The organism is Lysobacter sp. Root604, assembly GCF_001427505.1.
Classification (GTDB): domain Bacteria; phylum Pseudomonadota; class Gammaproteobacteria; order Xanthomonadales; family Xanthomonadaceae; genus Lysobacter.
This window is the reverse complement of sequence record NZ_LMGS01000012.1, coordinates 24,179-37,082: the sequence shown is the minus strand read 5'-3', so window position 1 is coordinate 37,082 and position 12,904 is coordinate 24,179. Positions and strand designations below refer to the sequence as shown.

Sequence of the window (12,904 nt, the reverse complement as noted above, 5' to 3'; positions counted from 1 at the left end):
CGCCATGCTGAACGATCGACTGTCCGAAATATCCGTCATGCGCGACTCCGGCTTGCTGGACCTGGACTACCTGGCGCGCACGCTGGGCTTGGACCGGAACGGTGCGGCAGGCGTGCCGTTGGAGTTCCTCTACCTGGAAAACAAGAAGTACTGGACGGCCGCGACATCCGCGCTGTTCGATGGTCGCCACTACCTCGAGGAGAACGTCGACATCCGCGGTGCGGACATGAATCCGCTGCTGCACTACATCCGGCATGGGTTCTTCGAGGGCCGGTCGCCGACGATGCTGCTCGATATCGATTTCGTTCTGGATCAGATAGATCCGGACCGCCAGGCGCGCGAAGCCGACGCGCGCGGCCGCTATCCGATCTTCGAGCGCTATTCGGGTCTGCGCGAACTGCTGCTGACGACCGATGCGAACCCCTCGCCGTTTTTCGAGAACGCGGTGTTCCGCGCGGACATGAAGGGGCGCGCCTGCGAGGCTGTCGGGGTGCCGATCGAGCAATACCTCAACGCAGGCGGCCGCTGGGGCAACGAGTATCTGGAGTGCTCGAGCTTCGCGAGCATGCCGTACTACATGCGCGTCAACGCGGATCTGGAAGCGGCGAACGTGATTCCGTTGATTCACTTCGTCCAGTACGGCCTGTCCGAAAGCAGGCGCTTCTCGCCGGACGAGCGCGTTAGCCAGGCCTTCCTGCGCAACTCCGCGCACCTGTTCGGAAACGAGGGCTACAAGGACCTCAGGGGTTTCCTTGCCGGCACCCGCGGCACCGGCAGCATCGCCGGGCCGGCCTGGCCCACGCCGTATGCGCAGGCCTCGATTCCTTCGTTGCGGCATGAGGCGCGCAAGGAGGCGCGTGCGGCCTTCATTGGCGTGGTGCTGTACGAGAACTCCAACGAGGAGGTCGAACGCCTGAAGGCCTCGATCCAGAACGAGCTGGCGATCAGTAACGGATACGACATCGACTGGGCGTGCTACGTCAACGACGCAGCCAACGAATCTCGCTACCGGAAGATCCTGGGCGACAGGCTGATCCTGGACCGCAACCGCGAGAACATCGGTTTTGGCCGTGCCCACAACGCGCTCATGCGGCGTTGCTTCGACCTCGACCGGCTGTACATCGGCGCCAATCCCGACGGCTACTTCACTCCCGGCTGCGTCAAGGCGCTGGTGGATTTCTCGGACCATTACCAAGGGCAGGCGCTGATCGAGGCCGCGACCGCGCCTATCGATCACCCGAAGTGGCACGACCCGGTGCGGTTGGATACGTCCTGGGTCTCCGGCGCCTGCTTCGCGATGTCGCGCAAGATCTGGCAGCAGATCGGTGGCTTCGACGAGAAGATCCACATGTACTGCGAGGACGTCGATCTGTCCTGGCGGGTGAAGCTGATCGGCGGCCTCTTGAAGGTGTGCCCGACCGCTCGCTTCGTCCACGACGTGACTCCGCGATTCTCCGCGGCGAAGGACGAGGCCAAGTAGCGCGCTCGCCGCCAGGCGATGCTCACCGGCGGCTATTACCTCGCCCGTAAGTGGAGCAGCGACGAGCATGCGCGTCGCCTGCGCGACGAGTTCGAGGGCGCTGTGGGGCGTGACCAACTGCACCTGCTGCAGGAACCGGCCGTCGCCATCGAGCCGGGGATCGCGCGCAGGGTCGCGGATTTTTCGTTGAGCAGGTTCGCCCCGTCGCGTTTCTGGTTCTGAGGCGAGGTCGGCTTCGGGTAGTCGCGGTTCCGCACGAGTTCCGATTCAAGAATGAAGAAAGTCATCACCTTCGGTACCTTCGATTTGCTCCACGACGGTCACCTCAGAATCCTGGAGCGCGCCAAGGCGTTGGGCGACTACCTGGTCGTGGGTGTGTCCACGGACAGGTTGAACGCCGAGAAGGGCAAGCGCTCTTTCTTCGATCAGCGCCACAGGCTGGAGTGCGTGGCGGCGCTCAAGGCGGTCGACGAGGTGTTCTACGAGGATTCCCTGGCCGAGAAGGACCACTACATCCGCGAACATCAGGCGGATGTGCTGGTCATGGGCGACGATTGGGAGGGCAAGTTCGACTGGGTCAGTTGCGAGGTCGTCTATCTGCCGCGCACGCCCGGGGTGTCGTCGACCGAGGTCAAGGTGGGCATCGAGGACCGGCTCAAGTGCAAGCGGGTGCTGTTCGGCGATACCTACATCGGCAAGCATTACGACTGCGCGCTCAGTCTGGTCAACGAACTGACCGCGGCGAACGTGGCGCCCATCTTTACCACCGCCTCGGAACTTCCCGAAGGGCTGGATTGCGATTGCCTGGTCTACTTCAATCTGCCGGTGAGTCCGCCACGCGGTGCCTATGCGGATAAACCCAGGGTGTTGGTCGACCATGGCGCCAGCAATCTCAAATGGTTTCTGGCCAACCAGGATCGATTCAACTTTTTCGATGTCATCGTGACCGCGGGGCCGGATCATTCCCGATCCCTGCTGACCTTCTTCCCGGATGGAGACGGCCACGCCGACAAGGTCCGCTCGGCGGGCTTCATCAAGGCCAAGCAGTTGTTGTCCGCGCCGACCGCTACGCGAGAGGAAATCGCGAGCCGGTATCGGCTGGATCCCGCCAAGCCGATCATATTGTTCGCGCCCACCTGGCATATCTCCAACAACCTGGATATGGCCAAGGCGATAGACGAGATCGCCGGTCTGGATAACCATGTGACGCTGTTGCATCCGGAGACGGCGCATCTGGACGTGTCCCGGATGAACGTCGCCGCCAATGTCAGCGGCACGATGAGCGAGTTGTTGAAGCACGCCGATTGCCTGATTTCCGACCTGTCCTCGACCATCTTCGAGGCCGCCGCGCTGGGCAAGCCGGTGGTGCAGGTCCTGCTCAGGGAATACTCGGACAACAACGCCACGCTCTACGATTTTCCATACGCGGCCGGCAGCGCCGATCTGTTCTGCGGCGGCTACCCGACCCGGCCCGGCGGCATCCGTGCCGCGGTGGAGGCGGTGATGTCGGACGATCCCCACGTGGCCGACGCATTGCTGCGCATGCGGCGGCGCATCCTGGCCGGGACCGCGATCGGCGAGGACAGCGCCGACTCGATCGTCAGCGAGATCGTCAGGGCCTGCGAACTGGACGACGTGGCCGCAAAGCGAGCCTTGCGCGGCGTCTCGCCCGCGGTTCACGCCGACTCTCTGGCGATGGCCAATTTGTTCTTCTCGCGCAACGCCACGATCGCCCATAAGGGAGGCGACTGTCTGGGCTATCACGCCAGCAATGCGGCCGAGGCCGTCGAGCGCGCGATCCGGGTGCTGGATGTGGTGGAACTGGATCTGCTGCGATGCGGCGACGGCGTGATCGTCGCGCGAGAGGGCAACGAGGCCCATTACGGCTTCGATCGACCGTTCGCCGAGGTGTCCGTGCAGGAGTTTTTGGCCGCCCGCTACGATGAGCGCCTGCGCCCGATCGCGCTGGGCGACGCCATCCGGACTTGCGCGCGGCGCGACAAGGCCTTGGTTTGCAGCATCGGATCCGACGCCGACTACGAATACATCGCCCAACAGGTTTACACCGAGGCCGAGAGGCAGGGGCTGGTGGACCGGGTCGTGCTGCAGTGCTACGACCGCGGCGATTTCCATACCGCGCTGCGCCTGGGTTTCCGCCGCGCGATGCTGGCGGTGTGGAAGCATCACTACCGCGATCCGCTCGGCCCGGACGCGCTGGCCTTCGTCGAGGATTGCATGCGCACGGCCGGCCACGCGGTGGTCGGCATCGCCGTGCCCTATCAGAACAAGCACATGCCGGTCGCCTGCGTCGACGACCCGCGCGCCGTCGGCCTGTATTCGTTCTGGAAGCGCGTCTACGTGCACGGCGCTCCGATGAGCGCGTATGGACGGGTATTGAACGCCAACTTCGGCCTGTTCGCCGACGGCTACTCGCAAACCTTGGACTTCGACCGTTGCCCCGACGGATTCCATTGGCGTAGCTATCTGTTCCTCAATCCGGACGTGGCGCTGGCCGGGCACGCGAACCAGATCGGGGCGACCACGCATTATCTGCAGTACGGCCAGCAGGAGGGACGGCTGCACCGGTACAGCGCGCCCAACGATTTCTCGCACGCGGTGTATGTGGACATGAATCCGGTGCTGCGTACGACAGGCGTCTCCGGCGCCGATACCGCCAAGGCGCACTGGACCAAGTTCGGGGCCAAGGAGCAGCGACGCTATAAGCGGTGAGGCCGCTGCGCGCCTGCGCGCGCGGGGCTACGGCTCCGACACGGCCGGCGCTTCGATGCGGGTCGGCAGGAAGTCGAACTTCGGCCACGAGCCCGACGCCAGCGCGTCCAGGATGCGCTCCGGGGCTGCGAAGTCCAGCGCGAAGAGCGCGCTCGGATCGAGCTCCCACCAGGCGCTGTCCAGCAATCGCGCCGCCGTTTCTTCGGGCATGCGTAACCGGACTGGCTTGGCCGGATTTCCGGCGACGATCGTGTACGGCGCTACGTCGCGGGTGACGACGCTGTTGGCCGCGACCACGCAGCCCGTGCCCAGCCGTATGCCCATCGCCAGGGTCACGTTGGCGCCGATCCAGACGTCGTGGCCTACAGTGGGATATGGGCGGGTGCCGCCGATCCTGAAGCCGGCGGCGAAATCGCGGACGCGATCGCTCGCGAACTCGGCGTACAGATGGTTGTGCGGACGGAACGTGATCGCCGAGGTCGTCAGCGTATCCAGCGGATGGAACGAATCGATGAAGCGCAGCCCGGTGGATATCGAGGCGTAGCGTCCCACCGTCAATCCGTCCGGAAGTCCGGAATACGAGTAACTGAAAGCCCCCATCGAACACAGACCGCAGGAGGGCAGGCCGCCCACCAAGGGTACGTAGGCGCCGCCGTAGAGGCCGCAATTGCGTTCGATCACGATGGGGTTGTGCAGGCGCAGCGTTTGTCCGCGCTTGAGCCAGCCGTAGACGCCGTCCTTCGGCGCCGGGCTGTTGTAGCCGAGCAGGACCTTGCGCGCGTGGAATGCGAACAGCAGGTCATCCGATACTTGCAGATCGAATGGCATCGCGGGCTCAGCCCAAGCGCTGCGTGGGACGGCTGCGTCGGCGTCGGAGCGCGGAGGCGTTCGCTTGGCGTTCCGCGTCGAAGCGGTTTGCATGCGGCACTGGGCGGCAGCCATCGCCGCGAATCGATAGGTGCATATGCGGGGATGCGCCGATGGGGGTACGCGTCAGCTTAGCGTCGGGTTCCGTGCGGAAATAGACGGAAAAGACGTGGTCTCAAAGTGCCCCTGGCGACGCCCATGCCGCCGGCGTCTGCAGTCGGTCTCGCTCAATCCGCCCGCGACCCATCCGGATTGTGTTCGATCATCCACAAGCCGGCCCACAGCTTGAGATCGAGCTCGTAGCCTTCGGCGTGCTTGCGCATCAGCCAGGCCGGCGCATCGGCGCGCGGCACTTCGTGGACCACGATGTCCTCGCCGTCGACGCCGCCGCCTTCGCCGACGCGGCGCAGCTGGCGCGCGCGCACGAAGGCGATGCGTTCGCTGCTCATGCCCGAGGAGGTCGGGCCGGTCAGCAGCACTTCGACGCGTCCGGCCTCCCAGCCGGTTTCCTCGATCAGCTCGCGGCGCGCGGCGCTTTCCAGGGTGTCGGCGTCGTGGTCGTCGCCGACCAGGCCGGCCGGCATTTCGATGGTGCGCGCGTTCAAGGGCACGCGGTATTGCTCGACGAACAGCAGCTTATCCTCGGGCGTGACCGCGACGATGATCACCGCCATGCCCTTGCCGTGAGTGCGCTCGGCGTACTCCCAGCGGCCGCGACGCATCATCCGCAGCCATTGGCCGTCGTACAGGGTTTCGACTGGTTCGTTCATCGCGTGTCCGGGCGTTCGTTCGCTGCGATGCTACGACGGAAGCGATGACGTGGCGAAGTCCAGGCCGGCGGCCTCGTGCAGGCGGCGCCGGGTCATGGGGCCGAAACGCAGGGATTCGCACAGGCCTATCAGCTCCGGGGCCAGGCCGGAGCCGCGCAGGAACGGCGCGTCGTCGCCGAGCGGCGCGTCCAGGGCGATCGTGGTCAGGCGCCGGCACAGCAGGGCCTGCTCGCGGTGTTCGCGCAGGCGCGCGGCCGCGCTGGCGGCGCCGCGCACGCGCAGGAAGGGGACTTCCTCGACCCGCGCCAGCAGGGCGTCCAGGGTGCCGAAGTGGCCGAGCAGGGCCGCCGCGGTCTTGGCGCCGATGCCGGGCACGCCGGGGATGTTGTCGACCGCGTCGCCGCACAGGGCCAGGTAGTCGGCGATCTGATGGGCTTCGACGCCGTGCCGCGCCGGCACGCCGTCCGCGCGCCAGCGCTGGCCGCGCGCGTAGTCCCATTGTTCGTCGGCGCCGTCCAGCAGCTGCGACAGGTCCTTGTCGGCCGAGACGATCACGCCGCGGTAGCCCTGCACGCGCATCGCGGCCAGGGCGCTGCCGATCAGGTCGTCGGCCTCGTACTCGCTGTGGGCGAGCACCGGCAGGCCCAGCGCGCGGCACAGCGATTTGCAATGCGCGAACTGGCGCTTGAGTTCCTGCGGCGCCGGCTCGCGGTTGGCCTTGTAGGCCGGGTAGAAGGCGTTGCGGAAGCACGAGTCCAGGGCTTCGTCGAAGGCGATCGCGATGTGGCGCGGGCGTTCGCGTTCGATCAGTTCGACCAGGAAGCGCGCGAAACCGTGCACGGCGTTGGTCGGCCAGCCCTCGGCGTCCTCGAACTCGTTGGGCATCGAGTGCCAGGCGCGGAACACGTAGAGGCTGGCGTCGACCAGGTACAGCGGCGGGCGCGCGGCGCTCATTCGGGCGTCCAGGCGGTCAGCAGGGCGAGCGGGTCGGGGCGTTCGCGCTCGGGCGCCTCGAGCTTGGGCGTGCCGATGTGGATGAAGCCGGCCACGCGCTCGTCGGCGCCCAGGCCCAGCCAGGACAGGACCTGAGGGTCGTAGGCCGGCCAGCCGGTCAGCCAGACCGCGCCGTAGCCCAGGGCCTGCGCGGCCTGGAGCAGGGCGAAGCAGACGCTGCCGGCGGTCAGCAGGCGCTCCTGCTCGGGGATCTTCTCGTCCGGGCCCAGCCGCGCGATCACCACCACTATTAAAGGAGCGTGCGAGAACCGCCCGCGGTCCTTCTCCACCGCGGCCTCGCCGGCGCCGGGGTCGCGCTCGCGGCCGCGCGCAGCCAGGCGCTCGCCCAGGGCGTGGCGGGCGTCGCCGCGGATGCTGAGAAAGCGGAACGGCACCCGCTTGCCATGGTCCGGCACCCGCACCGCCGAGCGCAGCATGCGCTCGAGTTCGCGCGGGTCCGGCCCGGGTTCGGTCAGCTGTTTTGCTGGCACCGAGCGCCGAGTGTCCAGAGCCGCTAACGCTTTTTCGGATTCAGGAGGGAAGTCGGTATCGATTCGAGACATCAGTCACAAAAGCCTATTTTGTGTGTGCATGCGCTGTCGTATCTTGCCACTATGCTGCTGCCAACTGCCTAAAAACGGCACGTTCGGTCCACACGATTCAAGCCCTTCACGGGAACAGGGGAACACGCAGTGTCTGCTCATCCGCACGGCGTAGCTCAAGCCACGCGTACCGATCCCTTGCGCATGCTCGAGGAGATCAAGCGCCTGGCATTGGAGCAGCTGGGCGGCCTGCCTGGAACCCTGTACGGCCCGATCGAGGACGCCATGAAGGTGGACTCGCTCAAGGGCGACGGCAAACAGCATCAATACGAAGACCAGGCCGCATTGTGGGTGCTGCGGCAGCATCAGGCTACCCATGTGATGGCGTTCCGCCAGCAGGTGGCCAAGGGTTTCGACGAGTTCCGCGCCCTGCGCATCCGCAGCGGCGGCGAGGTGCCGATGCGGCTGGTGGACGAGAACCAGCTCGAATTCGACCTGGCCGGCGAACGCCTGACCGAATCCCTGTGCGGCCGCTATGCGCGCCCCCTGGATATGGTCCAGGGCCGTCTGGCCGCGGTCTCGGAGGTCATGGGCCTGGCGCCCGGCCCCAACCCGATCGGCCCGCAGCGCCTGGTCGCGGCCTTCGTCGAAACCTTCGTCGACGCGCAGCTGCCCGAGGCGCTGCGCGCGCGTCTGTTCCGCCAGTACGAACACGAGCTGGCACGCGTGCTCGGCGATCTGTACGGCCGGGTCAACACCTTGCTGTCCAGCGGCGGCTATGGGGTCGGGCTAGGCCCGGGCCTGGGCGCCAAGCCGGCGCGCGAGCCGGCGCGCGAGCGCGGTTACGGCGACAGTTTCGATCCGAACTATGGCGCGGGCTTTGGGGGGCCTGCGCCGGGCGCCGGCGGTTACGGCGCGTATGGCGGCGTCGCGCCGCCCCACGGCGGCTCGACCGCCCAACACGACCCCCAACGTCCGCCGATGTCGCCCAGCGATATCGCGGCCATGGCCAGCGAGCTCGCCGATTTGCGCAGTCAATTGCATGCCTGGCGCGAAGGACTGATGCGGTCCGACGCGGTTCCCAACGCCCACGCCCCGCAGCGCACGATGGCGCCGCGCCGCGAGCTGCGTATCGATGAAGTGGTCAGCGTGGCTTCGCTGCTGCAACCCGAACCGCCGGACGCGTTCGCGCGCGCCCTGGCCGTGTCCGGGCGCCTGGGCGAGAGCATCCGCGACCATCTGCACGACGGCGCGCGCCGGCTCGGCCTGAACCCCGACCAGACCTGCTTCAGCGCCGAAGAAGACGACGCGATCGATCTGGTCGCTTTGCTGTTCGATTCGCTATTCCGCAATCACGCCCTGCAGGACCGCGCGCGCCGTCTCTACGCGCGCCTGGTGCTGCCCTACGTCAAGGTCGCGCTGACCGACAACGAAGTGTTCGTCAAGCGCGAGCACCCGGCGCGCCGCCTGCTCGACGCGATCACCGAGGCCTGCGAAGGCAACGACGGCGAGACCCCGCAGGACCGCGAACTGCTGGACCGCGCCACCGAGATCTCGCAGCGCGTGGTCGCCGAGTACAACGAAGACGTGGCCGTGTTCGAGATGGCGCACGCCGAGCTCGACGCCCTGCTGGCGCAGCAGCGCCGCCGGGTCGAGCTGCAGGAACAGCGCGCGGCCAAGGCCACCTACGGCCGCGAGCGCCTCGGCGCGGCGCGCAACCAGGCCGATCACGCCCTGCGCGAGCGCCTGGCCGAGCCGCCGCTGACCCAGGCCGTGGCCGATTTCCTGGCCATGCCCTGGCGCCATCACCTGGTCCAGGTGCTGCTGCGCGAAGGCGGCGAAGCGCGCCGCGACGAAGCCCTGTCGCTGGGCGACGCCCTGATCGAAGCCGACCGCCTGGCCGCCGAACAACGCGGCCGCGAACTCGCCGACCGCCTGATCTCCCTGCAACCGCTGATCGTGCAGTGCCTGGCCAGTTCCGGCCTGGACGACAGCGCCGCCCAGCACGGCATGGCCGGTCTGGTGCGGGCGCTGGCGACGCCGGATTCGGCGCGCCGCACGCGTCCGGCCTCGCCGCTGCCCGCGGCCGAGGACGAGGCGATCGAGGAAACCCGCCGCTTCCTGCCGCCGGGCAAGGACGTGTCGCAGCACGATCCGGTCCTGGCCGAGCGCATGCGCGGCCTGGATCCAGGCGACTGGCTGCGCGTGACCGACCTGCAGGGCGAGCAGATCGCGGCCAAGGTGGCCTGGGTCAGCCCGCTGACCTCGCGCTACCTGCTGGTCAATCGCCGCGGCCTGCGCGTGTTCGCGGCCTCGGCCGAGGAACTCGCGATCCTGGCCAGCGAAGGCCGCCTCAGCATCGGCGCCGAACGCAACGCCTTCGATGAGGCCATGCGCCAGGTCCGCCGCCATCTCGATCGCGCGGTCGGCCACCGCTGAAAGCCAGGAAAGAGTGGGAGGAGTGAGGAGTGAGCGAGAGCGGCTCCTGCTCCTTGATCGCTGGCGCGCCACAGTGTGACCGCGCCTGTACTGGCTGATGAGCGGCTCACCCCATCCGTCGCGCGGTCGGCCACGGCTGAAAGCCGGGAAAGAGTGGGAGGAGTGAGGAGTGAGCGAAAGCGGCTCCTGCTCCGTGGTCGCTGGCGCGCCACAGTGCAGCCGCGCCTGCACTGGCTGATTAGCGGCTCACCCCATCCTTAGCGGCGCCGACGGCGCCCAGCGCTCTCCTCGCTCATCTGCGCTCGTTCCTCGCCTTATTCGGCTAGGATGCGGCGAGACACCATCACCGGGTATGGAGCGAAGCATGGCGGGCATCACCATAGGCGTTGCGAGCGAAACCGCTGCGGGCGAGCGACGCGTCGCGCTGACCCCGGAAACCTGCAAGAAGCTCGTCGCGCGCGGCGCGCGCGTACGCGTGCAGCGCGGCGCCGGCCGTGCCGCCAGCTTCGGCGACGAGGCCTATGCGCAGGCCGGCGCCGAACTCGCCGACGATGCCGCCGCCGCGCTCGCCGACGCCGATCTGGTGCTGTGCGTACAGCCGCCGGATGCGGCCGGTCTGGGCCGCCTGCGCGAAGGCGCGGTGCTGGTCGGCTCGCTGGCGCCGCAGGCCGACCCGGCGCGCGGCGAAGCGATCGTCGCGCGCGGACTGGTCGCGTTCCCGCTGGAGCGCCTGCCGCGCACTACCCGTGCCCAGGCCATGGACGTGCTGAGTTCGCAGGCCGGTATGGCCGGCTACAAGGCGGTGCTGATCGCCGCGCAACTGGCGCCGCGCTTCTTCCCGATGCTGACCACCGCGGCCGGCACCATCCGTCCGTCCAAGGTGCTGATCGTCGGCGCCGGCGTCGCCGGCCTGCAGGCCGTCGCCACCGCCAAGCGCCTGGGCGCGCAGGTCGAAGGCTTCGACGTGCGCCCGGAGACGCGCGAGCAGATCGAATCGCTGGGCGGCAAGTTCCTCGACCTGGGCGTGAGCGCCGCGGGCGAGGGCGGCTACGCGCGCCAGCTCACCGAGGAGGAGCGCGCCGAACAGCAGCGCCGCCTGGGCGAGCACCTGAAGAACATCGACGTAATCGTCTGCACCGCCGCGGTGCCGGGCCGCCCGGCGCCGAAGATCGTGAGCGCGGCGATGATCGCCGGCATGAAGCCGGGCAGCGTGCTGGTCGACCTGGCCGCGGAAACCGGCGGCAACTGCGAGCTCACCCGTCCCGGCGAAACCGTGGACGTGGAAGGCGTGACCATCGCCGGCCCGCTCAACCTGGCCAGCAGCGGCGCCGTGCACGCCAGCGAGATGTATGCGCGCAACGTGTTCAATTTCGTCAGCCTGTTCGTCGACAACGGCGAGCTCAAGTTCGATTGGAACGATGAACTGCTGGCCAAGACGGTGTGGCCGGAGCGCGCGGCGGCGGCATGAGTTCGTCGGCGCCGGATCAGTCCGAGATCGAGGTTCGGTTCCGCTACAGCTATTGGGATCGGCTCCGCTCGGCCCTGGTGATGTCGTGGCAGACCCCGGTAGGCATCCTGGGGATACTGGCGGCGCCGTTGATCGTATCGGTGCTGCTGCTGGTGCAACTGTATCGGGGCTTTTCGATCGATGCGGAAGGCCCCGCACTGGCGGCGCTGGTGCTGGCGTTGGCATTCCCGTTGTTGATGCAGGCTGTCTTGACCGCCACGGTGCACTTCTCCCGGACCCACAAAGGACGGATCTACCGATACCGCTTCGGCGACTTCGGCCTGCGCGCCTTCAGCGAGACCGAGGAATGGACGCAGTCTTGGAAAGCGATCTTGCAGGTGAAGCAACAAGGCGGTTTCCTGTTGCTGTTTTTCTCGCGAAATTGCGCGCACTGCTTACCCTCCCGCCAAGTGCAGGAGGCCTTGGGGCCGATTCTGTCCCTAGCCCGCGCGCACGGTGTTCGCGTTAGCGAAAGCTGATCAAGGCTCAGCTCATTGCTATTTGGCGTTCGGTTGCATGCGCTCAACCTGAGTGCGCGCAAGCTGCACGGGGCCCTGAGCGGAGCCCTGGCATGGACGACGATCTCAATGCAATGACGATCGAAGTACTGCGCTCGGACCGGCGGCAATCGTCGGAATGTCCGCTATCCTCCCCTTCGAAACTTGTCCTCCCCCTTTGAAAAAGGGGGATTGAGGGGGATTTGCTTTTGGGCTTTTGGAAGCTCAGGGGCAACAGCAAATCCCCCCTGGCCCCCCTTTTTCAAAGGGGGGAACCGCATAGGGCATCAGAAACAAGCGCAGGAGCGCTCCTGCTCAACTCGACGCCTACGCTCGGACCGGCGGCAATCGTCGGAATGTCCGCCTGTCCTCCCCCTTCGAAACTTGTCCTCCCCCTTTGAAAACCGGCGGCAATCGTCGGAATGTCCGCCTGTCCTCCCCCTTCGAAACTTGTCCTCCCCCTTTGAAAAAGGGGGATTGAGGGGGATTTGCTTTTGGGCTGTTAGAAGCTCAGGAGCAACAGCAAATCCCCCCTGGCCCCCCTTTTTCAAAGGGGGGAACCGAATAGGTCAACGCTGCGGGCGCGGCGCGTCCTTCGGGCCGCGGCGCTCGCGGTCGTCGTCGCGATCGCGCGGCTTGGGCGCGTTGTTCTGCATCCACTCGCGCCGCTGCTCCGGCGTCATCGCACGCCAGCGTTCGCGCAGGGCTTCGCGATCGGCCTCGCTGAGATTGCGCATGCGCCCGAACAAAGCGCGCGCCTCTTCGCGCTGCTCCGGATTCATGCCTTCCCAGCGGCGCATGCCGTGACGGGCGCGCTTGCGCTCGTCGGGCGTCATCTGCTGCCAGCGGCGGGCGTGGTCGAGCATGCGTTGACGCTCGTCGGGCTCGGCGTTCCAGCGGTCGCGCACCGGCGCGATCAGTTGTTCGCGCTGTTGCGGGCTGAGCTGTTCCCAGGCCGGAGGCGGGGGGGCCTTGGACGCGGCCGCTTGCGGCCCGGCGGCGAACGCCGCGGGCGCGAGCAGGCACAACCCGAGCAGGGCGGCCCATGCGGTGCGATGCGGAAGGCGGATCATGCGGGC

At 67.3% G+C, this 12,904-nt stretch carries 11 protein-coding genes; 6 read left to right on the top strand and 5 right to left on the bottom strand.

The genetic code is table 11. The features are described 5' to 3' along the window. The first annotated feature begins 4 nt into the window (after window positions 1–4). From ASD69_RS18745 to ASD69_RS21430, 3 genes are read left to right on the top strand one after another with little or no spacing between them, the layout of a single operon-like run. Window positions 5–1,480 (top strand): hypothetical protein, encoded by a 1,476-nt coding sequence (locus ASD69_RS18745; RefSeq protein ID WP_056182080.1) that lies wholly within the window; start codon window positions 5–7, stop codon window positions 1,478–1,480. An 18-nt stretch (window positions 1,481–1,498) separates the two neighbouring features. Next, complete coding sequence (locus ASD69_RS18740; RefSeq protein ID WP_056182075.1) at window positions 1,499–1,702, top strand: hypothetical protein; 204 nt, start codon at window positions 1,499–1,501, stop codon at window positions 1,700–1,702. A gap of 51 nt (window positions 1,703–1,753) precedes the next feature. Further along, window positions 1,754–4,210, top strand: a complete 2,457-nt coding sequence (locus ASD69_RS21430; RefSeq protein ID WP_082576638.1) for an adenylyltransferase/cytidyltransferase family protein — start codon at window positions 1,754–1,756, stop codon at window positions 4,208–4,210. Between the two features lie 27 nt (window positions 4,211–4,237). Here ASD69_RS21430 and ASD69_RS18730 read toward each other — a convergent pair whose 3' ends face one another. The 4 genes from ASD69_RS18730 to ASD69_RS18715 form a co-directional block, all read right to left on the bottom strand. Then, window positions 4,238–5,038, bottom strand: a complete 801-nt coding sequence (locus ASD69_RS18730) for a CatB-related O-acetyltransferase (RefSeq protein ID WP_056182072.1) — start codon at window positions 5,036–5,038, stop codon at window positions 4,238–4,240. Window positions 5,039–5,304: 266 nt separating this feature from the next. Beyond that, window positions 5,305–5,847 (bottom strand): NUDIX hydrolase, encoded by a 543-nt coding sequence (locus tag ASD69_RS18725; protein WP_056182069.1) that lies wholly within the window; start codon window positions 5,845–5,847, stop codon window positions 5,305–5,307. A 30-nt stretch (window positions 5,848–5,877) separates the two neighbouring features. Further along, on the bottom strand, window positions 5,878–6,801 hold the full coding sequence (locus ASD69_RS18720) for a 5'-3' exonuclease H3TH domain-containing protein (protein ID WP_056182067.1): 924 nt from the start codon (window positions 6,799–6,801) through the stop codon (window positions 5,878–5,880). Then, window positions 6,798–7,403, bottom strand: coding sequence for a nitroreductase (locus tag ASD69_RS18715; protein WP_056182065.1), 606 nt, complete (start codon window positions 7,401–7,403; stop codon window positions 6,798–6,800). Before ASD69_RS18715 ends, ASD69_RS18720 begins: the two co-directional genes overlap by 4 nt. Window positions 7,404–7,532: 129 nt before the next feature. Here ASD69_RS18715 and ASD69_RS18710 point away from each other — a divergent pair, with 129 nt between their 5' ends. The 3 genes from ASD69_RS18710 (at window position 7,533) to ASD69_RS18700 (ending at window position 11,807) form a co-directional block, all read left to right on the top strand. Further along, the gene (locus ASD69_RS18710) at window positions 7,533–9,821 is read left to right on the top strand and encodes a DUF1631 family protein (protein WP_157499331.1); all 2,289 of its coding nucleotides are present in this window, start codon (window positions 7,533–7,535) and stop codon (window positions 9,819–9,821) included. 364 nt (window positions 9,822–10,185) lie between these two features. After that, on the top strand, window positions 10,186–11,289 hold the full coding sequence (locus ASD69_RS18705) for an NAD(P) transhydrogenase subunit alpha (protein WP_056182058.1): 1,104 nt from the start codon (window positions 10,186–10,188) through the stop codon (window positions 11,287–11,289). After that, on the top strand, window positions 11,286–11,807 hold the full coding sequence (locus tag ASD69_RS18700) for a YcxB family protein (protein ID WP_157489576.1): 522 nt from the start codon (window positions 11,286–11,288) through the stop codon (window positions 11,805–11,807). Before ASD69_RS18705 ends, ASD69_RS18700 begins: the two co-directional genes overlap by 4 nt. Before the next feature lie 587 nt (window positions 11,808–12,394). On the opposite strand, the gene ASD69_RS18695 is transcribed toward ASD69_RS18700, so the two are convergent. After that, window positions 12,395–12,898 (bottom strand): DUF3106 domain-containing protein, encoded by a 504-nt coding sequence (locus tag ASD69_RS18695; RefSeq protein ID WP_056182052.1) that lies wholly within the window; start codon window positions 12,896–12,898, stop codon window positions 12,395–12,397. Between the last annotated feature and the right edge of the window lie 6 nt (window positions 12,899–12,904).

Bases quoted from the DNA above. Each gene is read 5' to 3' on its own strand.
- ASD69_RS18725 (WP_056182069.1), bottom strand. From the start codon at position 5,847: ATGAACGAACCAGTCGAAACCCTGTACGACGGCCAATGGCTGCGGATG.
- ASD69_RS18740 (WP_056182075.1), top strand. From the start codon at position 1,499: ATGCTCACCGGCGGCTATTACCTCGCCCGTAAGTGGAGCAGCGACGAG.
- ASD69_RS18695 (WP_056182052.1), bottom strand. From the start codon at position 12,898: ATGATCCGCCTTCCGCATCGCACCGCATGGGCCGCCCTGCTCGGGTTG.
- ASD69_RS18700 (WP_157489576.1), top strand. From the start codon at position 11,286: ATGAGTTCGTCGGCGCCGGATCAGTCCGAGATCGAGGTTCGGTTCCGC.
- ASD69_RS18705 (WP_056182058.1), top strand. From the start codon at position 10,186: ATGGCGGGCATCACCATAGGCGTTGCGAGCGAAACCGCTGCGGGCGAG.
- ASD69_RS18715 (WP_056182065.1), bottom strand. From the start codon at position 7,403: ATGTCTCGAATCGATACCGACTTCCCTCCTGAATCCGAAAAAGCGTTA.
- ASD69_RS18720 (WP_056182067.1), bottom strand. From the start codon at position 6,801: ATGAGCGCCGCGCGCCCGCCGCTGTACCTGGTCGACGCCAGCCTCTAC.
- ASD69_RS18745 (WP_056182080.1), top strand. From the start codon at position 5: ATGCTGAACGATCGACTGTCCGAAATATCCGTCATGCGCGACTCCGGC.
- ASD69_RS18730 (WP_056182072.1), bottom strand. From the start codon at position 5,038: ATGCCATTCGATCTGCAAGTATCGGATGACCTGCTGTTCGCATTCCAC.
- ASD69_RS21430 (WP_082576638.1), top strand. From the start codon at position 1,754: ATGAAGAAAGTCATCACCTTCGGTACCTTCGATTTGCTCCACGACGGT.